Source organism: Thalassospira sp. MCCC 1A02898, from assembly GCF_001618185.1.
Lineage (GTDB): Bacteria > Pseudomonadota > Alphaproteobacteria > Rhodospirillales > Thalassospiraceae > Thalassospira > Thalassospira tepidiphila.
On the sequence record NZ_LPXK01000013.1, the window covers coordinates 167,782 to 190,792 of the forward strand.

20 protein-coding genes are annotated in these 23,011 nt (G+C 54.5%); 11 read left to right on the forward strand and 9 right to left on the reverse strand.

The annotated features are described in order from the left end of the window. Positions 1 to 43 precede the first annotated feature (43 nt). From soxA to AUQ41_RS17490, 6 genes are all read left to right on the forward strand, one after another. Entirely contained in the window at positions 44 to 904 is an 861-nt protein-coding gene (gene soxA, locus AUQ41_RS17465; protein ID WP_143588717.1) for a sulfur oxidation c-type cytochrome SoxA, read from the forward strand. Positions 905 to 1,022: 118 nt separating this feature from the next. Continuing rightward, positions 1,023 to 2,717, forward strand: coding sequence for a thiosulfohydrolase SoxB (gene soxB / locus AUQ41_RS17470; RefSeq protein ID WP_063089501.1), 1,695 nt, complete (start codon positions 1,023 to 1,025; stop codon positions 2,715 to 2,717). Between the two features lie 127 nt (positions 2,718 to 2,844). Beyond that, positions 2,845 to 4,107, forward strand: coding sequence for a sulfite dehydrogenase (gene soxC, locus AUQ41_RS17475; protein ID WP_232308439.1), 1,263 nt, complete (start codon positions 2,845 to 2,847; stop codon positions 4,105 to 4,107). Continuing rightward, complete coding sequence (locus AUQ41_RS17480) at positions 4,091 to 5,191, forward strand: c-type cytochrome (protein ID WP_063089504.1); 1,101 nt, start codon at positions 4,091 to 4,093, stop codon at positions 5,189 to 5,191. Before soxC ends, AUQ41_RS17480 begins: the two co-directional genes overlap by 17 nt. After that, complete coding sequence (locus AUQ41_RS17485; protein WP_063089506.1) at positions 5,191 to 5,637, forward strand: hypothetical protein; 447 nt, start codon at positions 5,191 to 5,193, stop codon at positions 5,635 to 5,637. The genes AUQ41_RS17480 and AUQ41_RS17485 overlap by 1 nt, the downstream gene beginning before the upstream one ends. A 49-nt stretch (positions 5,638 to 5,686) precedes the next feature. Next, positions 5,687 to 6,961: an NAD(P)/FAD-dependent oxidoreductase gene (locus AUQ41_RS17490; RefSeq protein WP_063089507.1), complete on the forward strand. Its 1,275-nt coding sequence runs from the start codon at positions 5,687 to 5,689 to the stop codon at positions 6,959 to 6,961. A gap of 27 nt (positions 6,962 to 6,988) precedes the next feature. Here AUQ41_RS17490 and AUQ41_RS17495 read toward each other — a convergent pair whose 3' ends face one another. From AUQ41_RS17495 to AUQ41_RS17520, 6 genes are all read right to left on the reverse strand, one after another. After that, complete coding sequence (locus tag AUQ41_RS17495) at positions 6,989 to 8,110, reverse strand: AbrB family transcriptional regulator (protein WP_063089509.1); 1,122 nt, start codon at positions 8,108 to 8,110, stop codon at positions 6,989 to 6,991. Continuing rightward, on the reverse strand, positions 8,110 to 9,792 hold the full coding sequence (locus tag AUQ41_RS17500) for a methyl-accepting chemotaxis protein (protein WP_063089510.1): 1,683 nt from the start codon (positions 9,790 to 9,792) through the stop codon (positions 8,110 to 8,112). Before AUQ41_RS17500 ends, AUQ41_RS17495 begins: the two co-directional genes overlap by 1 nt. A 34-nt stretch (positions 9,793 to 9,826) precedes the next feature. Further along, positions 9,827 to 11,365, reverse strand: coding sequence for a tripartite tricarboxylate transporter permease (locus AUQ41_RS17505; RefSeq protein ID WP_008891055.1), 1,539 nt, complete (start codon positions 11,363 to 11,365; stop codon positions 9,827 to 9,829). Next, complete coding sequence (locus AUQ41_RS17510; protein WP_063089512.1) at positions 11,358 to 11,846, reverse strand: tripartite tricarboxylate transporter TctB family protein; 489 nt, start codon at positions 11,844 to 11,846, stop codon at positions 11,358 to 11,360. Before AUQ41_RS17510 ends, AUQ41_RS17505 begins: the two co-directional genes overlap by 8 nt. A gap of 44 nt (positions 11,847 to 11,890) precedes the next feature. Continuing rightward, entirely contained in the window at positions 11,891 to 12,889 is a 999-nt protein-coding gene (locus AUQ41_RS17515; protein WP_174713879.1) for a tripartite tricarboxylate transporter substrate binding protein, read from the reverse strand. A 317-nt stretch (positions 12,890 to 13,206) separates the two neighbouring features. Next, a complete protein-coding gene (locus tag AUQ41_RS17520; RefSeq protein ID WP_063089516.1) occupies positions 13,207 to 13,887 on the reverse strand; it encodes an IclR family transcriptional regulator in 681 nt (226 codons plus the stop codon). 119 nt (positions 13,888 to 14,006) lie between these two features. Here AUQ41_RS17520 and AUQ41_RS17525 point away from each other — a divergent pair, with 119 nt between their 5' ends. Further along, entirely contained in the window at positions 14,007 to 15,224 is a 1,218-nt protein-coding gene (locus AUQ41_RS17525; protein WP_063089517.1) for a CaiB/BaiF CoA-transferase family protein, read from the forward strand. After that, a complete protein-coding gene (locus tag AUQ41_RS17530) occupies positions 15,221 to 16,066 on the forward strand; it encodes a citryl-CoA lyase (RefSeq protein WP_063089518.1) in 846 nt (281 codons plus the stop codon). The genes AUQ41_RS17525 and AUQ41_RS17530 overlap by 4 nt, the downstream gene beginning before the upstream one ends. Before the next feature lie 26 nt (positions 16,067 to 16,092). On the opposite strand, the gene AUQ41_RS17535 is transcribed toward AUQ41_RS17530, so the two are convergent. Then, the gene (locus tag AUQ41_RS17535; RefSeq protein WP_232308440.1) at positions 16,093 to 17,247 is read right to left on the reverse strand and encodes an ABC transporter substrate-binding protein; all 1,155 of its coding nucleotides are present in this window, start codon (positions 17,245 to 17,247) and stop codon (positions 16,093 to 16,095) included. 113 nt (positions 17,248 to 17,360) lie between these two features. Here AUQ41_RS17535 and AUQ41_RS17540 point away from each other — a divergent pair, with 113 nt between their 5' ends. Together AUQ41_RS17540 and AUQ41_RS17545 are read left to right on the forward strand one after the other, a co-directional pair. After that, positions 17,361 to 18,026, forward strand: coding sequence for a response regulator transcription factor (locus AUQ41_RS17540; protein WP_008891048.1), 666 nt, complete (start codon positions 17,361 to 17,363; stop codon positions 18,024 to 18,026). After that, positions 18,023 to 19,444 (forward strand): sensor histidine kinase, encoded by a 1,422-nt coding sequence (locus AUQ41_RS17545; RefSeq protein WP_063089520.1) that lies wholly within the window; start codon positions 18,023 to 18,025, stop codon positions 19,442 to 19,444. Before AUQ41_RS17540 ends, AUQ41_RS17545 begins: the two co-directional genes overlap by 4 nt. Before the next feature lie 38 nt (positions 19,445 to 19,482). On the opposite strand, the gene AUQ41_RS17550 is transcribed toward AUQ41_RS17545, so the two are convergent. Continuing rightward, positions 19,483 to 20,217, reverse strand: coding sequence for a response regulator transcription factor (locus tag AUQ41_RS17550; protein ID WP_063089521.1), 735 nt, complete (start codon positions 20,215 to 20,217; stop codon positions 19,483 to 19,485). Continuing rightward, complete coding sequence (locus tag AUQ41_RS17555) at positions 20,198 to 21,403, reverse strand: hypothetical protein (RefSeq protein ID WP_063089523.1); 1,206 nt, start codon at positions 21,401 to 21,403, stop codon at positions 20,198 to 20,200. Before AUQ41_RS17555 ends, AUQ41_RS17550 begins: the two co-directional genes overlap by 20 nt. A gap of 438 nt (positions 21,404 to 21,841) precedes the next feature. Here AUQ41_RS17555 and AUQ41_RS17560 point away from each other — a divergent pair, with 438 nt between their 5' ends. Beyond that, a complete protein-coding gene (locus AUQ41_RS17560; protein ID WP_063089524.1) occupies positions 21,842 to 22,954 on the forward strand; it encodes a substrate-binding domain-containing protein in 1,113 nt (370 codons plus the stop codon). Positions 22,955 to 23,011: the final 57 nt, after the last annotated feature.

Here is a 23,011-nt window from a genome sequence, read left to right on the forward strand (position 1 = left end):
TCCAGGTGATCACGGGCCCGCCACTGTATCGGGAGGGAATGTCTTGAGAAACCAAATCATAGCCAAAGCTGCTGCGGTTGCCATGACCGCACTTGTCCCGGGGATTGCGTTTGCCGGTGGGCCGGTTGACGAAGAACTCGTCATTGACGGCGAAATCCAGATGATCACCCGGGCGGCACCACCAGAAGGTCACCCGCTTGACGAGGTGCTGTCAGGTTGGCTGTATCGAACCGAAGAAACGCGTCTTTTGGAAACCGATACCTTTGAAAACCCCGGAATGCTTGAAGTGCAGGACGGTGCGGATCTTTGGAATACGGTTGACGGAAGTGCCGGTAAATCCTGCGCATCCTGTCATGGGGATGCCGAGGAAAGCATGGCTGGTGTCGGGGCAAGCTTCCCGAAGTGGGATGAAGCATCCAACCGCCCGATCAATGTGGAACTTCAGATCAACAAGTGCCGCACCGAAGAGATGGGGGCAGAAGCCTATAAGTTTGACGCCCCTGAACAGAAGGCGTTGACCGCCTATGTCAAACATCAGTCTTTGGGCACGCCGGTTGCGATTGATCTTGCCGAAGGGCACATGCAAAGCTGGTGGGAGAAGGGCAACGAGCTTTATTACACCCGGACCGGGCAGCTCAATCTTTCCTGTGCATCCTGTCATGAACAGAACAATGGCAACTACATTCGCGCCGACCATCTTAGTCAGGGCAATGTCAACGGGTTCCCGACTTATCGCCTGAAGCAGGCCAGCCTGGTGTCACTGCACAACCGTTTCCGCGGTTGCATCCGTGATACCCGTGCGGAATTCCCGGCTGCATTTTCTGACGAACTGATGGCGCTTGAGGTTTATGTGACCTGGCGTGGCACCGGCTTGTCCGTCGAGACACCGGCAGTTCGTCAATAAGACTCAAAAGTTACTACAGGGGTGATTGGATTATCCTCCCGGTTGCCCCGCCTTTCTTCCTTTAAATGCCTCGGCCGCGTTGCCGAACAGGTGAATATTGCCCGGAGGCCACCAATAAATGTTTTCGCGCCGTGAATTTTTACAATGGGCTGCTGTGACCACCGCAGCGACCGGCTATATGGGCAGTTTGACCCGTGTCGCCGCCCAACAGCGTCTGACCCAGGACGATCTTTTGAAGTTTGACAGCAAAGGCAGCATTACGCTTTTGCACTTCACTGATGTTCATGCCCAGCTAAAGCCTGTCTATTTCCGCCCGCCATCAGAAAATTACGGTGTCGGGGCGTTTGAAGGCATTCCGCCGCATCTTGTTGGCGAGGAATTCCTGTCACACTTCGGGATTAAGCGCGGCAGTCCGCTCGCCTATGCGCATACCATGGTTGATTATGTCGATATGGCGCGGACTTACGGACGGCTGGGCGGCCTTGATCGCACTGCGACGCTGGTCAAGGCGATCCGTGCCGAGCGCGGGGATGGCAACGTTCTGTTCCTTGATGGTGGTGACACCTGGCAGGGGTCCTATACGTCGCTCAAGACCAATGGGCAGGACATGGTTGATTGCATGAAGCTGCTCAAACCGGATGCGATGGTCGGGCACTGGGAATTCACCTTTGGCGAAGATCGGGTCAAGGAGATCGTTGATGATCTTGGTTATCCGTTCCTGGCCAGCAACGTTTTTGACACGGAATGGGATGAACCGGTTTTCGAACATACCGCGTTCTATGAAACCGGCGGGCACAAGGTCGCGGTGATCGGGCAGGCCATGCCCTATACCCCGATTGCCAATCCGCGTTGGATGATCCCGAACTGGTCGTTTGGTATTCGCCCGGAAGTTATTCAAGCCAATGTCGATGCTGCGCGCGAGGCCGGGGCCGCTGTTGTTGTCCTGTTGTCGCATAACGGATTTGACGTGGACCAGAAACTGGCAACTGTTGTGAACGGCATTGATGTCATCCTGACAGGCCACACCCATGATGCCGTGCCCGAGGCGATCAAGATCGGCAATACATTGCTTTTGTCATCGGGATCACACGGCAAATATCTGGGGCGCGTTGATCTGGAAGTTAAAGATGGGCGCGTAACTGATTATAATTCAGCACTTATTCCGGTGTTCTCGGATGTAATCGATCCGGATCCGGAAATGGCCGCCAAGATTGACGAGGTCCGCGCACCTTATGAGGCAGAGTGCAATCGCGTCATCGGCAAGACGTCAGGTCTGCTGTATCGCCGCGGTAATTTCAACGGGACATGGGATGACCTGATTTGTCAGGGCATCATGGAAGAACGAGATGCGGAACTGGCATTTAGCCCGGGCTTCCGTTGGGGCACAACATTGCTTCCGGGTGACGATATCACCATCGACGATCTTTATAACCAGACCAGCATGAATTACCCGTCGGTTTATCGCCTGGAATTCACAGGTACGCAGATCAAGGAAATCCTTGAGGACGTTTGTGACAACCTGTTTAACAAGGACCCGTTCTTCCAACAGGGGGGTGACATGGTTCGTGTCGGTGGCATGGCCTATAGCTGTGCACCCAAGGAAAGCATCGGCAACCGTATCTCGAACATGACGATGATCAAGACTGGCGAGCCGATTGAAGCGGATCGCCGTTATGTTGTCGCCGGTTGGGCATCCGTCAATGAAGGCGTTGAAGGACCAGCGGTCTACGATCTGATGGAAAACTACATCACCCGTCACAAGGTCATTGATATTCCACGCAATGACACCGTGAAAGTGATTGGAATGAACTAGGCGAAATCACCTGGCCGGTTCCAATCACCGGGCAGGGCATTTTTCGCCTCAATATATATAAAATATCGAATATGTAGGGAGGGCACCAAGAGCCATGTCCAAACAACCTCAAAAAGATAAGAATTTTGTGCCAAGCCGGCGCAGCTTTCTTCAGGGTGGTTTAACAGCCGCTGGTGGGGCGGCGGTTGCCGCAATTGGTGGCGGTGCGGCATTTGCGGCCGGAACCCCGGATCCGGCGATTACGGAACTCAAGGACTGGAACCAGTATTCCGGTCCGGGCGTGGATGCCGCACCGTATGGTGTGCCGTCACCGTTTGAAGCCCATGTCGTGCGTCGCGATGTGCCTTGGCTGACCGCCGATCCGATATCATCGATCAACTTTACGCCGTTGCATGAACTTGACGGCATCATTACGCCAAATGGTCTTTGCTTTGAGCGTCATCACAGCGGGGTCGCCGAAGTGGACCCGGCCGAGCATCGCCTGATGATCAATGGTCTGGTCGACAAGCCGCTTGTCTTTACCATGCAGGATCTGATGCGTTTCCCGCGTGAAAACCGGGTCTACTTCCTTGAATGTGCGGCGAACTCTGGCATGGAGTGGCGTGGCGCGCAGCTTAATGGCTGCCAGTTTACCCACGGTATGCTGCACAACGTGATGTATACCGGCGTTCGCCTGCGCACACTTCTGGAAGAAGCCGGCGTTAAACCATCCGGGAAATGGATCCTCGCCGAAGGTGCCGATGCATCGGGTATGGGTCGTTCGATCCCGATTGAAAAGGCGCTTGATGACTGCCTGGTTGCTTTCAAAATGAATGGCGAGGCCTTGCGCCCCGAACAAGGATATCCGGTGCGTCTGTGCGTCCCGGGTTGGGAAGGCAATATGTGGGTGAAATGGCTGCGCCGGATCGAGGTCGGCGATAAGCCATGGCAGCTCCGCGAAGAGACGTCGAAATATACCGATCTTATGCCTGATGGGCGTGCACGGCGGTTTACCTGGGCGATGGATGTCAAATCGGTTATCACCAATCCAAGCCCGCAGGCGCCGATCACCCATGGCCGCGGCCATACCATCATTACCGGTGTTGCATGGTCGGGCCATGGCAAGATCAAGCGCGTTGATGTGTCGATTGACGGTGGCCGCAACTGGCAGCACGCCCGGATTGACGGACCGAGCCTTAGCCAATCGCTGCATCGCTTCTATTACGAGTTCAACTGGGACGGATCGCCGCTTTATCTGCAATCGCGTGCCATTGACGAACAGGGTTACGTCCAGCCGACCAAGGACGCCCTGCGCGCGGCACGCGGCGATAACTCGATCTATCACAATAATGGCATCCAGACCTGGTATCTGAAGTCGAACGGAGAGGCGGAAAATGTCGAAGTTTCTTAAGTTTACCGCAAGCATCGTTCTGCTTGGCGCAGCATGGGCAACCAATGCCAACGCGCAAGATGCAGATGCAGGCGAGAAGGTTTTCCGCAAATGTGCCGCCTGTCACGCCGTGGGTGAAGGGGCCAAAAACAAGGTCGGACCGGAACTCAATGAAATCTTTGGGCGTGTCGCAGGATCGCTTGAGGATTTCAAATATTCCAAGGCGATGACCAAGGCCGGTGAAGAAGGTTTGGTCTGGGACCACGACAGTCTGACCGAATATCTGGCGAAACCGCGCGACTATGTCAAAGGTACGAAGATGGCCTTTACCGGCCTGAAAAAGGACGACGAGATCGCCAATGTGATCGCCTATCTGGCAACCTTCTCGGAAAGTGCGGAGCAAGCCGCAGCGGAACCTGAGTCTGCACCGGCAGCAGCACCTGTTGAAGCCGCATCTACGGCGGAACCTGCTGTGAATGCAGCGGATGCAGTGATCCCTGAGCATGGTGTTTATCATCTTGGCCGCGAAGCACTGCCCGAAGAAGTTGCTGCGTGGGATATTGATGTGCGTCCGGACGGTGTCGGGTTGCCTGTTGGCAGTGGTACGGTTGCCGATGGTGGCGTGCTCTATGATGAGAACTGTGCGGTGTGTCACGGCGTGTTTGGTGAAGGTGAGGGACGCTGGCCGGTATTATCGGGTGGCTTTGATACCCTGACGGCGGACCGTCCGGTCAAGACCATCGGGTCCTATTGGCCGTTCGCCTCGACGATTTTCGACTATGTCCATCGGGCAATGCCGTTTGGTAATGCCCGGTCGCTGAGTGCGGACCAGACTTACGCAATTACGGCTTACCTGTTGTATTTGAACGACATTGTCACAGAAGAAGACTTTGAGTTATCCAATGAAACCTTCAGCGAGATTTCGTTGCCTAACGAAGAAAATTTCTATCCCGATGATCGTCTGGAAGAGGAAAATTTCGCGACCAATGTTGAACCCTGCATGGAAAATTGTGGCGACGGTCCGGCCGAGATCGTGATGCGCGCGCGTATTCTTGATGTTACGCCGGACGGCGATGAAGAAAACGGTGCCGGGGGGATCGATTAATGCGCAACTGTCACCGGAAACATCATGAAACGGATGGTGGCAGGGTTTTGACAGCGCGCGTGTTTCGGGTGCTGGGCACTGATAGGATCTGGCTGTGTGTCGCGTTCGGGATCTTCTGGATCCCGAACTTTTCGTTTGCTGAGGCGGGTGCGGAGAAAACGACACCGGACATGCCATTGGGTGAGGCCATCGGACAGGTATTGGCAATGCCCGGTGATGCGGATTATGGCGCTTATCTCGCGACAGAATGTGTGACGTGTCATCAGCGACAAGCTGCCAATCATGCGATCCCGGTGATCGACGGTTTGCCGCGCGAGTATTTTGTCGAGGCGATGCTGGAATACAAATACCGCCTGCGCGACAATTCAGTGATGCAGGCAATCATGGCAAGCCTTGGTATGGAAGAATTGGCAGCGCTTGCGACCTATTTCTCGACGAAGGACTAAAGGTTGGAGTTTGTGAAACGTCGTTAATCAACGGATCAGGAACAAGAAAATGAGCAGTGTCACAAGGCGAACGTTCAACAAGTTTCTCGGTGCCGGTGCAGGTGTCATGGCAATGCCGGGCATTTTGCGCGCGCAAGGCCGCAAGAATGTCGTGATTGTTGGCGGCGGTGCCGGTGGGGCAACGGTGGCCCGTCATTTGGCCGAAAAGGCCGGTGGGGCAATCAACATCACCCTGATTGAGGATTCCGAGAAATACACGACCTGCTTTTTCTCCAACCTTTATCTGGGCGGTTATCGCGATTTTGCGTCGATCACGCATGGCTATGATCGACTGATCAATGATTATGGCATTCGCAAAGTAACAGCCCGGGCAGAAGAAATTGATCGCACAGCGCAGCAGGTGCGCACATCAACCGGGGAAACCATCCCCTATGACCGGCTGGTCCTGTCACCAGGTATTGATCTGATATTCGGTAGTGTTCCGGGATATTCGGCGGAGCTGGCGGAAATTGCCCCGCACGCCTGGCAGGCCGGGCCGCAGACACAATTGCTTAAATCAAAAATTGATGGCCTTAAAAACGGTGATCAGGTGGTGATGGTTGCGCCACCCAATCCGTATCGCTGTCCGCCCGGCCCGTATGAGCGTGTTTCAATGATTGCCCATACGCTTAAGGCACGCGGGCTCACTGACTGCACGATTGTTGTTCTTGATCCGAAGGAGAAATTCTCCAAACAGGGGCTTTTTGCGGAAGGGTGGGAGAAATACTATCCGGGCATGGTGGAATGGTACGGGCCCAATATCCACGGGGGTATCAAGGGTGTCGATGTCGAAGCCGGAACAGTGGAGACCGATTTTGATACCTTTAGCGGTGCGTTGCTCAACATCATTCCGGCACAGCAGGCCGGGAGCATTGCCATCAGTGCGGGGCTTTCGGATGACAGCGGTTTCTGCCCGGTGGATGCCGAAAGCATGCGGTCCAAACGCGATCAGAACATCTTTGTCATCGGCGATGCGTCCATCGCAGGCGCCATGCCAAAGTCAGGATCAGCTGCCAACAGTCAGGCGAAAGTCGTGGTGATGCACCTGATGGCGGATCTGATGGATACGCGGGTCTTTCCAGCGCGTTATCTCAATACGTGCTGGAGCCTTGTTGAAACCAATGACGGGATCAAGGTCGGGGCGCAATATGGCAATGTTGACGGCGCGATCGCCAGCACGTCATCCTTTATTAGTCAACCCGATGAAAGTGCCGATGTCCGCCGGCATACATTTGAGGAATCTGTTGCCTGGTATGACGGGATCACCAAGGACATGTTTGGCTAATCAGACGAGAGAAGCGTCCGAAACAGATTAATCTTGCCGTGCGGCTTTCTTTTGTATGTGGCGTTGAAACCACTTGGCAAGGAGTGGCGCCAGCAACACGATTTCGAAAATGCGCACGATATGATGAAAGGCGACAAAGCTCGGTTCGACATTGAGGGCCAGCGCAATCAATGACATTTCAGCAACGCCACCCGGCGCAAAGGCCAGCAATACGGCAATGAAATCAAGATCCAGCCATTGCGATACGAACCATGCAACCCCGCCCGTGAAGGCCAGGACAACAAAGGTTGCCAGCACAGAATAGCCTGCAAGGCGGACAAGGACAGCGATCTTGACGCCCGAAAACCGGCTGCCAATGGCAGAACCAAGGATCAACAGGCTTCCGGCAAGCAGCCAATCGGGCAGGTTGCCCTCGACGATGCCCGATACATGCAATACCATACTAGCCGCCATCGCACCGGTCATGTAGGCCGCCGGGATGCGCAGCTTGCGAAAGACCAGAACTGTGATGATCGCGCAACCGGCGGTCAAAAGACCTTCGTTCAGTGTCATTTGAACCGATTGGCTATCGCCATGGCCGTTTGCCACAACGCCTGTGATCATCAAAACAATCAGGGGTGCCGACATCACCAGCAGCAAAACACGCAAACCCTGCGTCAGGGCAATTTCCTGTTCATTGCCGCCAGCCGCGGCCCCGAGAACGACCATCGGTGTCAGGCCACCCGGTGTTGCGGAAAACAATGCTGTCGCCGGATCCAGGCGTGCAATGCGGGAATAGAACCAGGTGATCACGAATGTGATGATCGGAACATACAGCAGAACCGCGATCATGCTGATCGGCCACTTTGCGGCCTGATCGAGTGTATCGGGGGTAAAGGATGCGCCGAGGAAAATTCCGATAACGCCAAGGATGCCAGAGCGAAACTGCATAGGCACCCCCATCGGCACGCGCAGGAGACTTGCGACAAACGTGGCCAGCATCGGGCCCATCATCCAGGCCAGAGGCATATTGATGAAATGGGCGATCAAGCCGCCCACAAGGCCAATCCCCAAAGCAATCGACAGTTTTTTGAAAAACTGGGGTGTCAAAACACCGGAAAGTCGGTTGATCCAATGGTCGCCTGAGCGACCATCCGGTGTTCTCGTCATTATGCTTCGGCCTTGTTCTTCTCGATTTGTTCAAGGAAGCCATCAATTGCGTTACGCAGTTTGGTGGCTTCGTCGTTCAATGTGCTGGTGGCGCGCGTTACGTTTGCAGAACCGTTATGGACGCGGGCTGTTTCGTTATCCAGTGCACCAACCGCCTCGGCCACGGTCCGCATACCGCCATTGGCATCCTGAATGCTGTCGGAAATACCGGCTGTGGAGGCCTGCTGTTCTTCAACGGCGGCGGCGATGGCAGCAGCCGACTGATCCACTTCGCCTATAACATCCGCAACACCGTGCAAGGCATTGACCACGTTGTCGGTAAGGCCGCGGATTTCTTCGACCTGACTTGCGATATCTTCGGTTGCGCGTGCAGTCTGGGAGGCAAGGTTTTTAACTTCGCCTGCAACAACCGCAAATCCCTTACCGGCGTCACCGGCGCGTGCGGCCTCGATCGTGGCATTTAGGGCCAGAAGGTTCGTCTGGTTGGCGATGTCTTCGATCAGGCTGACGATATCACCGATCCGCTGGGTGGCGTTGGTCAGCTGTTCAAACAGGGCGCGTGACTGTTCGCTTTCGGAACGTGCACGTCCGGCAACCTCGGCCGAGTTCTGGGCCTGTTGGCCTATTTCGGCAATGGCTTCGGACAAGCTTGCGGTCGTCTGGGAAACAGCTTCGATGTGATGAAGAACCTGCTCGGAATGCTGGTTTGCGTCGGCGGACCGTGCGCTTGCAAGGGTTGCAATCTGTTCCATGTCGCTGGCAGATCCGTTGAGCGAGCTGAATTCCTGATCAAACCCGGACAGGGCTTCCTGGACGACGCGCTGGAAGTGGTTGGTGGCGTCGATCAGGTTTTGCTGGCGCTGTCTTTCAAGGCCACGCACACGTTCGCGTTCCTGACGCAGGACTTCTGCTTCCTTCGACTGATCCCGCAGCACCATGACAGAGCGCGCGACTTTGCCGATCTCGTCAGCACGTTGTCCGCCGCGAACACTCACATCAAGATCGCCATTGGAAATTTGTTCGATCAATTCGGCAAGGTCGGTCATTGGTCGTGAAATGCGCCGGGAGACGAAGACCGACACAACAACCGCAACAACCACAACAATCAGTGCAACGATGACAAAGACACGCTGCAGGGCTTCGGCCTGCGCATAGGCATCGGCAAACGATGTGGTGGCAATTTCATGTGATTGGGCAAGGATATCGTTAAGCGGCGCCTGAAGGGCCTGGAAGGTTTCATCCGCCTGGGCAATGACTTCCAGCGCGCCATAGATGTTCATTTCGCTTTCAACAAGGAACTGGTTCACCTGTCCCATGTATTTCGCATAGTTCTCGGTAAAGGCATCGCCACCCACAGCGGCAAGACGCTGGGCAAGGGGGGCGAGTTCTTCTTCCAGTTTGGCGACCTGTTCGCGAAGATCGGGCACAACAGCAGCATTAATGCCGTTGGAGTCCCAGGTCAGAATACGAAACAGCGATCCGTGCGCCTCGTTCAGGGCGTTGCTGAGTGTTAGCGCATCGGATCGCCGTTCATAGGCTTCAACGCGAAGGCTGGTAAGGGTGTCTTTCTCGCTTTCAAGGGTTGCCACAGTGGCAATCCCCATCGCGACAATGACGATCATCAGGAAGACCGGAACCAAAAGGGTTTTGGGACCAATCGACAGATTATCAAGAAACCGCATTACCAATATCCTTCACGTCGCTCAGAGGCAGATCTTAGAGTTCACCATCATTGGGAAGCGCTGATTTGCGGTTTGCCAACCAGCTGCGCAGATTGCCGATCAACGGGGCTGCAAGGAACAGAATGCTGATCAACAGGATCACCAGCGTGATCGGGCGTTCCCAAAGGAACGAAATGGAACCGTCGCTGATGGCCAGTGCACGACGGAGGTTTTCCTCCATCATCTTGCCCAGAATGAAGCCAAGCAGCATCGGTGCCATCGGATAGTTCAAAAGACGCAGACCGATCGCGATTGCAGCTGCAATCACCATCATGTGGATGTCCATGGTGTTAAAGGTCACCAGATAGACACCAACCAGCGAGAAGAACAGAACGAACGGAACAAGAAGCTGTTGCGGCAGGGCCAGAAGACGCGAGATATACGGGATGAGTGGCAGGTTCAGAACCAGCAGGACGATATTGCCGATATACATCGAAATGATCACCGACCAGAACACGTCAGGCTGTTCAACAAACAGACGCGGACCCGGCTGAACGCCATAGGAAATCAGAGCACCCATCATCACTGCCGTGGTGCCCGAACCCGGAATGCCAAGGGTCAGAAGCGGCACGAAGGAACCGGAACACGCAGCGTTGTTTGCGGTTTCAGGCGCCGCAAGACCACGAATGGAGCCCTTGCCAAAGCCGAGCTTTTCCTTGGCCGAGGCAATATTGCGTTCCATGCCGTACGCAAGGAAGGATGCAATCGTTGCACCGGCACCCGGCAGAACGCCGGTAAAGAAGCCAAGAACCGACGAACGGCCAATGACTGGTATCATGATCTTGACTTCTTCCTTCGACAGCTTCATCGAGCCCAGGCTTTTAAGCGCCTTTTCTTCCTCGGAACGCGTGTCCTTGGTCGGACGCAGGATCGAGAGCAGGGCCTCGGAAAGGGCAAAGGTCGACATGGCCAGCAAAAGGAAGCTGATGCCATCGACCAAATCCATGCTGCCAAAGGTAAAGCGGGCAACCCCAGCCGCCGGGTCGGTACCGATGGTCGAAAGCATGATCCCGAACAGGGTCATGGTAATCGCCTTGAGAACCTGTCCCTTGCCGGCAAAGGCGGACACAGCCGTCAGGCCAAGCACCATCAATGCGAAATAGTCACCCGACTGGAACGACAACGAAACCGATGCCAGAGCCGGTGCGGCCACCAGCAGGAAGATTGCGGCAATCGTACCGCCAGAGAAAGAAGAGTAGGCGGCAATGGCCAGTGCCTTGCCAGCTTGGCCCTTTTGGGCCATCGGGTAACCGTCAAAGGCGGTCGCAACCGTTCCGGCAACACCCGGCGCATTGATCAGAATAGAAGAGGTCGAGCCGCCAAAGATTGCCCCGTAATACACGCCCGCCATCAGAATAAGGCCGGTGGACGGATCAAACCCGTAGGTGATCGGGATCATCAGGGCAATGGCAGTGATTGGGCCAAGACCGGGAAGCATCCCGATAAAGGTGCCTGCGAAACAGCCGACCGCAACCATCAACAGGTTGATCGGCATGACAGCGGTCGAAAGACCGGAGAAAATTCCCTCAAGCATCGTTTGACATCCAACCGAGATAATAGAAGAAATCGCCCGGGGTCAGGTAGATGCCCATGGCATAGAGCAAGCCCCAGAAAGCAAGCGTGACACCGACAGCCGTCAGGATCAGAACCAGCGGACGCCGTTCGCCAAGCGTATAAAAACCGCCCATCAGGAAGAGGGATGTTGAAATCGGGAAGCCCAGCTGGCGGATGGTCAGGCCATAAAACAACATCAGTGCCGCCAGAATAACAACGCGTTTCCACTTAAGACCGCGGAAAGCGTGTTCGAGGCTGCCGGCCTCTTTGTTGGTCGGCAGCACCAGTTGGATGAAGGAAACCACACCAAGCAACCATGCAAGGGCGTTAGGGAGGGTTCTGGCATTGAACGGGGCATCCTCGTCGCCAAACAGCAGCGGGATGTCATCGACATAGAAGCCATATATCAGCGCAAGGCAAAGAAATAGCAGCGCGCCGAATTTGTCGCGATTGATGGACATGGCGTGGTTTCCTTCGGAGGTCTTTTTACTTGTGTATTAACGGCTTATTTCAGGAAGCCAAGGTCGCGCATCAGGTCGCCAACGACCTTTTCCTGATTTTCCATGAAGGCAGAAAACTCAGCACGCGGCTTGTAGATTTTTTCCCAGCCATTGCGGGTACGAACGGTTTCCCATTCCGGGGTTGCCTGGACGTCCTTGAGGATCGCAGCATAGGCATCCGCTTTTTCAGCTGACAGAGACGGCGAACCGAAGTAACCGCGCCAGTTGACGAATTCTGCATCAATGCCGAGTTCACCAAGCGACGGAACGTCCGGAGCAGCTTCAACGCGTTCTTTCGAGGTTACAGCCAGAATGCGAACCTGACCTGCCTTGGCAAGTTCAAGCAGCTCACCAAGACCGGTCGACAGAACTTCGGTTTCACCCGACAGAAGGCCAGCGATTGCTTTGCCGCCTGCGTCATACGGAATGTATTTTACCTGTTTGGCATCGCCGCCGCCCTGCTGAACAGCATAGGCTGCAACGATGTGGTCCATACCGCCACGGACCGAACCGCCACCGAACTTGACCGAAGACGGATCAGCTTTGACCGCGTCAACAACGTCGGTGAAGGACTGATACGGGCTGTCAGCCGGAACAGCGAATGCTGCATATTCGGCAACAACGGCTGCAATCGGGGTCAGGTCGCGGAACGACTGCGGGAAGACACCGGTCAGCGAACGCACGATGATCGGGGTGGAGTTGACCATCAGGGTGTTATCAAGACGATCAGCAGCTTCGATCATGTAAGCGATCGCCTTGCCGCCGCCGCCACCCGACATGTTTTCGTAGGACGCGGTGCCAACAAGACCCGATTTGGTCAGGGCTTCACCGGTACCACGTGCTGTGCCATCCCAGCCGCCGCCTGCGCCGCCCGGAATGACGAAGTGAATTTCGTCGATTTCTGCAGCTTTGGCATCCATTGCACCAAATGCAGCAGTCGAAACAGCAACAGCCGTGGCTGCTGCGATAAATCCGCGACGCGAGAACATCGACAGTTTGTTCATCAGGGTCTCCTCCAGACACTAAAGCAATTTCCCAGCCACCCGAATAGTGGCAAGCCGATCAATGGAACAAAACGCCAGCAAGGGGAGTCCGAACACCGCTTTCAGAGGCATGAATGCCCACCTGACCCCGGAAATTGACCTGACCTCCCTTGCCGAATTTTCTTCTTGTTTGTTCCGGGGCCAATTTATGACTCACGGATCGGCAGTGGCGGGACGGTAACAGCCAAACCTGTCACCAACCTGTCATTGGCAAAAAATGGGTGAAAAAAGTTCACATGATTTATGCGTTAACGGCAAAGATGGGCGACCGTTTGTGATCATGAAGACATGCGTTTACCGCAATCCGCTGCACGTGATTGCAGCGAAGCCAGGCATTTAAGCCGCTTTTCCGGGGTGAACCGACTGATCGGACCAGAAAGGGCAAGAGCACCAAGCAGGTGGTTCTGCCGGTCCAGTACCGGTACGGCAATCGCCGAAACATCCGGATCGCGTTCACCTTCGCTCAGGGCAAACCTGTCTTCGAGAACCTGTAACGAACGGTCATCGACGCCATCACCCCATGCGCGGATGACGTGGCCAGCCGCCCCGAATTCACAAGGAAGAATAGCGCCTTCTTCAAGATGATGTCGCAGGCTGCTTGGGGAGTTTTCGCGAAACAGGCACAGGCGATTGGCGCCTTCGGGCACGTAAAAGGACGCGGTTTCGCCGCTTTCCGAAACAAGGATCGAAAGGTGTGGGCGGACGATATCGTCCATGCCGTATGACCGTCGGTAAATGGAGCCCAGACGCCAAAGTGCCGGGCCAAGGCGATAGCGGCCACGACCGGAAATCATCAAAAAACCACAAGACTCCAACGTTCCCGCCAGCCTTGAGATGGTGCTTTTATACATTCCGGTACGCTCGGACAGATCCTTGAGCGACAGGTCATGGTCCTGATCCGTGAAGGCATCTAGAATTCCCAAGGCGCGCTCAACCGCTGTAACGTTTTGTTCTGACATGGATTTTACCTGTTCTGGTTCGCTGGGTGTTGCCTTGGCGCGGCGAACATCATTTTCCCTAGGTCCAAAATTCTATATAATAGAGCATAATTCTACCAGACAGAATTTAGGAAATATCCATGAGCGGACCAAAATCTCTTTCCGGAATAACGGTTCTTGACCTGACCAATGTGTTGGCCGGGCCGTTTTGCTGTCACCAGCTGGCCCATATGGGGGCGGATGTCATCAAGGTCGAAGCGCCCGGGCGTGGCGATCTTGCCCGCCAGCTTGGTGCCGACATGGAGCTCAATGAAAAGCTCATGGGCGTTTCATTCATGGCACAAAACGCGGGTAAACGTTCGATCACGCTGAACCTTAAGGATCCGCGCGGGAAGGAAATCCTCAAAAAGCTCGTGGCCAAGGCCGATGTTCTGGTCGAGAACTTTCGTCCGGGTGTCATGGATCGTCTTGAGCTTGGCTATGATGTGCTTTCAAAGGTCAATCCGGGGCTGGTTTATTGCGCGATTTCCGGCTTTGGCCAGAGTGGCCCGATGAAGAAGCTTCCCGCCTATGACCAGATTGTTCAGGGCCTTTCGGGCATCATGACGATCACCGGAGAAGAAGATAAAGGGACCTATCGCGTCGGGTATCCGATGGCCGATACCATTGGCGGTATGACAGCGGCCTTTGCGATCAGCTCGGCGTTGGCGGGGCGGGCCATGGGCAACAAGGATGCCAAGGGCAGCTTCATTGATATTTCGATGCTGGAATCGGTGATTGCCACGATGGGTTGGGTGGTATCGAACTATCTGATTGCCGGCAAGGAGCCGACTGCCAATGGCAATGACAACTTCACGTCTTCACCATCCGGTGCCTTTGCCACGGCCGACGGCCAGATCAACATCGCCGCAAACAAGCAGGAACAATTCGAAGCCCTGTGTGGTGTTCTTGGTCTTGAGGCGCTTATCAAAGATCCGCGATTTGTGTCGCGCAAGGAACGGCTCGAAAACAGATCGACTTTGACCGGACTGCTTGAAGAAGTGCTGGTCACACAAGAAACCGATTACTGGGTTGAAAAGCTTAACGCCGTTGGTGTCCCGGCCGGTGCGGTCCTGACCGTGTCACAGGCGCTTTCCCTGCCACAGATTGCTGATCGCGGGATGTTGGCGTCGTTTGAGAATGTGCCGGGTGCCGATCGGGATATCCGCATCCTTCGAACCGGAATCAAAATGGATGGTGATGCTCCGTCGGTGAGTGCACCGCCGCCAGAACTTGGACAAGACAATCAGGACATTCTGTCGTCGCTTGGCTTTTCCAATGAAGAAATCGATAACTTTGCCGAGGAGGGCGTGCTGTGAGTTCGAAAACCGTTGAATACGTTGAAAACGAAGTACGTGACTGGTGGCAGACCGGCATCATCGATATGGAGCCGGGCAAAATCCATTATGGCGGTTACGCGATCGAGGATTTGATCGGCAATATCAGCTTTCCGACCATGATCTGGTTGATGACACGCGGCGAATTGCCATCGGCACCGCAGGCCAAGTTGCTTGAAGCAGCCCTTGTTTCGGCCATCGATCATGGGCCGCAAGCCCCCAGCATCGCCATTGCCCGTATGGCGGCAACGTGTGGCGTTGGTCTGAACAATGCCATGGCCAGTGCGGTTAATGTGCTGGGTGATGTGCATGGTGGTGCGGGCGAGCAGGCGGTTGCCCTTTATCATGATATCGCAGCGCGCATAGATGCTGGACAGGACATGACAACGGCAGTTTCAGACGGCCTTGATCATCAGATTGCCGAGCATGGCAAACATGTGCCGGGCTTTGGCCATCGGTTCCACCCGGTTGACCCGCGTGCACCACGGCTTTTGGCGCTCGTACGCGATGCAGCACAGGAAGGTCATGTGTCGGGGAGGTATGGCGAAATTGCCAGCGCGATCGAGGCGGAGCTTTTGGCGCGTAAAGGCAAACGGATCCCGATGAACATCGATGGTGCGACGGCGGTTATCTATGCCGAATTGGGATTTGCGCCGGAACTGGCGCGTGGCCTGTTTTGTCTTTCGCGGTCGGTCGGTATTCTGGCCCATGCATGGGAACAAACCCAACAGGGTGGCCGCAACAAGGGACCGATCCCGCGCCGGATGATCTGGAACTATACCGGTCCGGATCGTCGTCCGGTACCCGATAGCGCCAAGTCTTAACAAGACACGTGGTTGGGCAGGATGTGTTATCTGCGGTTCAGAAGCGCATCCTGCCAGCGGCGCAGGAAGCGCTGACGCTTGGCCTGATCAAGGTAAACCAGCAATCCCGGCCCGACCGGGAAGGAACGTACGCGTTCGCCATAACGGTCAAAGATCAGTGACGAGAATGTGCTGGGCGGAACGTCGGCGCGTACCGGGTTGAAGTTGCCTTCATTCTGCAAGACGCTTTGGCCCTTGATCGACAACATGAAATCAAGGAACCGTCCGCCAAGGTCGGGGTTGCGTGCACCACGGGGGATGATGGCGATCCTTGAATAAACGACAATAAAGTCGTCAGGCAGGATGACGCCAAGGTTCGGGTTTCGTTGGGTAAAGGTTTCCGCATACGATCCCAGCAGGTTGTAGCCAAGCACCACCTGACCGGAGGCGATTTTTTCAAGCATCGGAGATGTGTTGGAATAAAGCTTTACCTTCGCCTGACCCAGAATGCGGACAAAATCCCAGATACCGGGGAAAAATCGTTCATCACGCGCCAGAAACAGGAAGCCGACACCGCTGCGTTCAATGTCATAGGTCGTGACTTTTTCACTCAGCAACTCGTCGTGGTTGACAAGCAGCCGGATAAAGTCTTCGCGGGTTCTGGGCGGTTCAAGTTCGTTTTCGCGGAAAAACTCGCGGTTATAGGCGATGACGGCCGGTTCTTGTGTTACGGCGAAGGCTTCGTTGCGCCAGCGTGCCCAATGGGGCAAAGCGTCTGTTTCACTGCTTTGATAGGAGGTGGCATATCCGTCATTGGCCAGTTTCATCTGCAGATCCATCGAGGAGCTGATGATCAGGTCCGCCGCTGGTTCCCCGTTGGCACGCTGGCTTTGGGTAATGTCATACATCTCAAGCGTTTGCAGCTGATGATATTCGACGCCAATAAACGGGTTGTCTTGCTGAAAGGCTTCGATAACCGGGACAAAGGCACCGATATCGGCGGAGCCATAGATAACGGCCATCGGTTGTGTGCTGGTCAGCAGTGATTGTTCTGGATCGGACGCCTGGGACGAACGCAATGCCGGATAGGTGAAAACTTCGGCCATCGCAGAAGAAACTTGCATCGCGATGGCGATGAAACATAAACCAATACAGATACGGCCCGAAATCATGCTGCAATACTCTGTGTCGCGGATGGTCATTGGCATATGGTGCCGGGGCGAGGATATCGCTTGTTCTTGAATGCCTTTGCCGGGAAAATGGCAGAATAGAAATTACCTCTGTCGAGGTTTATCAGGGAAAAGTCGCGCAAACAATGAGAGTCCTTGTTGTCGAAGATCATGCCGCACTGGCAGATGGAATTGCAGGATCCCTGCGACAGTCTGGCTATGCGGTCGATGTGATTGCCGATGGCGAGGAAGCTGACGACGTTCTGCGCACCCAGGAATATGGCCTGGTGGTACTTGATCTGAACCTGCCGAAACTTGACGGGCTCGAGATCCTCAAACGTTTGCGTCATCGCGGAGCGGAAAGTGCCGTTCTGATCCTGACCGCACGCGGTGATATCGAAGACAGGGTCAAGGGACTTGATCTTGGTGCGGATGACTATCTTGCCAAACCGTTCGAGCTGGTCGAGCTTGAAGCGCGGGTGAGGGCGCTTATGCGGCGCAATGCCGGGACGCATAACACCCAGCTTAAATGTGGCAAACTCAGTTTCGATACTGTGGCGCGACGGGTAACGGTTGATGGCACGGATGTCGATATTCCAAAGCGTGAGCTTAATATCCTTGAAATCCTGTTGATGCGGGTCGGTCATGTTCTGAGCAAGGAGCAAATCGTTGATCAGCTGGCCGGGTTTGAAGACGATATCAGTGCCAACGCGGTCGAACTTTATATCAGTCGATTGCGCAAACGGGTCGAGGCGGCCGATGTCAAAATCCAGACCGTTCGCGGTCTTGGCTATCTGTTGAAAAAAACATGAAATGGCGTAATCGATCGCTTCGGCGCAGGCTTGTCATATCGCTTCTGATCCCGCTTTTGGTGGTCAGTTCCCTGATGCTGCTTGAAGTTCGCAGTAACGCAGTTAATTCGACAAATCAGGCATTTGACCGTGCACTTTTAAGTTCTGCATTGGCCATTGCGGACCGTGTTGTCCTGATCGGTGGTAAGATAGAGGTGGACGTGCCCTATGTCGCGCTTGAGATGCTGACAAGTGCGGCAGAAGACCGGGTTTTCTATCAGGTCAGTACAGCACAGGGCGAATTCATTACCGGCTACGAAGACCTGCCGCCGGTGCCCGAAAAGTTCCTGCCATTGCGTGAAGAACCGGTTTTCTACGATGCGGTATATAACGGCGAGACGGTCCGGATTGGCGCGCTTTCACGCTATGTGGCGAGTGTTCGGAAAGCGACCCGTTTTCATGTGCTGGTTGCCGAAACCATGGGAACCCGCACAAGGCTTAGCGAGGATATTCTTGCCAGTGCCGCGGCACGCCAGATCTTGCTGATTGTCATTGCCGCCATGATCGTCTGGTTCGGGATTGGTCAGGGCCTCAAACCGCTGGCCCGCCTGGAGGAAGCGCTCAATCGCCGTTCTCCGAGTGATCTCAGGCCGATTTTGCACGATGTGCCGATCGAGGTGCGCCATCTGGTGGGCGCCATCAACCAGCTTTTCGGCCGGCTGGAAAACAGCCTTAAGACCATGCAACGCTTTACCGCAGATGCAGCGCATCAGCTTAGAACGCCGTTGGCAGCCCTTAGAACCCAGGCCGAACTTGGGCAGCGTGAAAAGGATCCTGAGAAAATCCACCAGATCATGGATACCATCGCGGCCTCGACCCGGCAGACATCGCATCTGGCCAATCAGTTGTTGGCATCGGCACGTGCAGCGCCCGAAGGTCTTGCCGGCCGACCATTTGACAAGATCGATCTGTGTGAAATTACCCGTGCGGTAACCGGATCAAAAGTGCCGGTCGCGATCGAGCGTGGCATTGACCTTGGATATGAGGGGATCACCGATCCTGCGTGGATTATGGGTGATGCGACCTTGATTGAAGAGTTGCTAAAAAACCTTGTCCATAACGCACTGACTTACTGCCCAAGTGGCAGTGCCGTGACCGTTCGGCTAGAACTGAACACTGCCAAAAACAAGGTGACATTGACCGTCGAAGATAACGGCCCGGGTATTCCGGTCGAACATCGCAAGGATGTCTTTAAGCGGTTCTATCGGATCAATGATGCCGGCTATGACGAGGGATGCGGACTGGGACTTTCGATCGTAAAGGAAATCGCTGCCCGCCACGAGACCAAGGTAAAACTGACGCAACCCAAAGAGCATAGCGGGTGCATCTTCAGTATCAGTTTCGATATGGCACCTTTGGACGAGCGCAAAGAAAGCTGATTGCCCAGTCCTGCTGACTGATGGTGCCGAACAAGAACCTAATCCAGCGGTACTGGTTGACCGGCAAGCCAGGCGGACAGTTCCTTGTTGGCACTTATCAAGCCCTCACGATTGATGACCTTCCGGGCAATGGCACTGGAAACGGCGCGTGTGCGTTTGTTAAGCACAATGCCCATTTCGTTCTGGTCCTGTGACTCAACTTCAAGCTTGTCATAAAGCGACAGCAATCTGTTCTGGACGGTACGGAGCGACAGTTTTCGGCGCATGGCAATTGCCTTGTCCGGAAGTCCCAACGCCAGATCAAGCAAGATCAGATATTCGAATTCTGTCAGCGCACTGCGCGAGCGCATCTGCTGTGCCTGGATCTGGTGTACTTCGCGATCAACAACAATCTGCGCTTCGATAAGGACAGCACGCAATGCCAGTCGCATCTTGTCCGGTGTTGCGGTTTTAAGGACATATCCATAGGCCGCTTGATCAGGAACGATCCGGGTAATTCCCCGCAGATATGCCTCATCCGAATAGTTCGACCAGAAAAGTATCCTTGTGTGGGGGCGTTCTGCCCAGATCGTTCGTGCGGCTTCAATGCCGTTATGTTCCTTCATGCGCAGATCCATTACGACGGCTGAAATCTGATGTAGATGGGCAAGTTTTTCGGCCTCCTTGCCGTTATGGGCAACAAGGATTTCGTCAAATTCCGGCAACGCGTTTTCAACGATTTCCATCAGGAAATCCGCGTGCATGTTGTCATCTTCAACCAGCAATATTTTCATTGATCGTTTCTCCTTGTTGTCTGGTCGCTTGATGCAACTGAATTGTTATTTGTGTTCCGTCGGAAGTTGAAAGGTCATATTTTGCACCGATCAGGCGGGCGCGTGTTTTCATATGTTCCAACCCACTGGACGGTTTTCTTGGATGAGGCTGGAATGTTCCGTTATCCGAAACACGAATGGTCAGACAGTCATCCGGGCTTTTGGTAATCAAGACCGAAACAAGTGACGCATTCGAATGCAGCACTGCATTGTTGATGGCTTCCTGGCAGATACGAAAGACTGCGATGCGGGTTGTTTCGGGCAATAGATCAATCGCCCCATCTGTTTGATCATCGACCTTGAAGCGCATTGCGCTGTCATAGCTTACAGCCCGTTCCAGATGCGTCTGGACAGCATGGTGGAAGCCAAACAGGTCAAGAATCGATGGGATCGAGGTATCAATGATATCGCGCAGTCCCTGGATCATGTTTTGGACTTGCTGCTGCAGTCTTAGATACTGTGCTTCGCTCAGCCCCGGGCGAAGGTCCCGTGCGATGCGTGTCAGATCAGCCAAAGTTTGATCATGAAGGTCCATACCGATGCGCTGGCGTTCGGCCTCAAGCGCGTCGGTAAGGCTGAGTGCGCCAAGACGCAGACCTTCTTCGCGTGCAAGGATTTCCGCGCGAATGATCGCCTCCTTGTTGGCCTTTTCGTTGGCGCGCAAGGCATAGAAATACGGGGCCAGCATGTCGGCCAAAATGCGCATCTGTTCAAGATGACTGTCGTCGTAGAAATCTTCCTTTTTCGAAGAACAATTCAACGATCCAACGACTTCACCGAGAACCTTCATGCCGACACTGACGCGGCTGCGAAGTTCGTGGTCAATAATCGGGGCACTTACCGCGCCGGGGAAAAGGAAACGGGGATCCTCAAGGGCATTTCCCGTCAATAGATGGTCGGTCTTACCCAGCAAAATATCGCGGATTGGCGCCTTGCGCACATGGGAGCGCATCTTGCTCCAGGCTGTTTCCACACCAACCTCATAGGCCGTCGCCCACCTTTTGTCCGTGTCAATAAGGCACACATCAAGGTGATCAAACTCGATAATCTTCTCGATCTCGGTTTTGACCGAGCTGAGCGCCGAGTGAATATCAAGGTTCCCCGCAAGCAAGTTGGAGATGCGAAGGTAATGAGCAAGATCCGACATGAGTGGTTTCCTCCAGCTCTTCGATAATATTCACAGGCATTTCTCTTGTCTTGCGGGAACCCGCAACTTGGATGCGTAACACCGTATGCGTTCTGCGGAAACTGCTCTTTACGATTTAATCGGAACTGATGAAGATTGCGCCATGGTTTGGTGTTTGATTTTCAGGCATTGACCACTCTTTGCCGCAAGACGGTAAAGAGCCAAACAAAAACAATAAGTCACATGCTGACATCAGGGGGGAAATCTCGGTTTACGCCAAAACGGCGTGAATACGAAATTTCTCTGAAAATACCAGAAGAACCGACCCTTGTGATCTTTGATCAGAAGGCTCGTCGTCGGCATGCGACAAAGAGACGTCAAGAACTTGCACAATGCGGGCAGGGGCGCTGACCTGCTGAGGAAGCGATAAAGAACAGCGCATCCAACGGGAGGACTACCATGAAAAAATTACTGACGATGACGACAGCCACTGTCGCATTGATGATGACTGCACAAGTTGCGTTTGCCGGGCCGAACACTGTTGCTGGTCCGGGCGCTGATCCGGCCTGCTTCACACCGGTTTCAGATGACACTGCCTATTTCCAGTGGCCTGCGCGGGAAGGCCCCTACAAGATTGCGCTTGTAAACGGCTTTATCGCCAATGACTGGCGCGTTCAGATGATCGCAGTCGCAAAGGCCTATGCAGCACAGCCGGAAGTCGCAGCCGAGATCGAAGAATTCAAGGTTGTGTCGGTCGGTGAGGACATCGCCGCACAGATCGCCGCGGCCAACAACTTTATCGATCAGGGCTTTGACGCCATTATCATTAACGCCAACAACACGCGCGCATTCGGATCGGTGGTGCGTAAAGCCAACGAAGCCAACGTCGTCGTTTTGTCGTTTGACAATGTGATTGATGATCCCAACCAGATCGCAATCAACGTTGATCAAAAAGGGCTTGGAATGTCGGCCGGTAAGTTCCTTCTGGAACAAAGCGGTGATGGCCCGGCCAAGTTCCTGCATGTCCGTGGTCCGGCTGGCCAACCCGTCGACATCGCACGTAATGAAGGTTTCCATGAGGTGATCAAAGAATCCGGGCGTGATATCGAAGTCGTCGATGTTGTCGGCAACTGGGCGCCTGGTGACGGACAAAAAGTAACTGCGGATGCCATTGCCGCTGGCGGTGTATTTGACGGTATTTACGTTCAGGGCGGCTCACAGGGTGTTGCCACCGCAATGCTCGATGCTGGCGTGTTTAAGGCCCCGATTTCCGGCGAGACCGAGAACGCATTTCGTCAGCTTTGCAACAGCGCAGAGCTAAGCTGCCAGTCGGGTGGAACGGGACCGGCACAATCATCTGTGACCATCAAAACCGCCATCGCGGCCTTGAAGGGTGAAGTCGTTCCGTCAGAAATCGCGCTACCGACCTCGATTTCCTATTCCCCGTTCAAGGAAGGTGTCGAGATGTTCCCGAAACTGCCGGGCAGCTTCTTTGCGGGTAACAATTTTGAAGCCTGCAACATTGGCTTTACGGCTGAAGAAATCGCGTCTCAGACAGGCGAAAACAACTAACAACAATAAACGTCCGGGTACCGTCGATGCCGTGCGTGGCGTCGACGGTATTCAAAG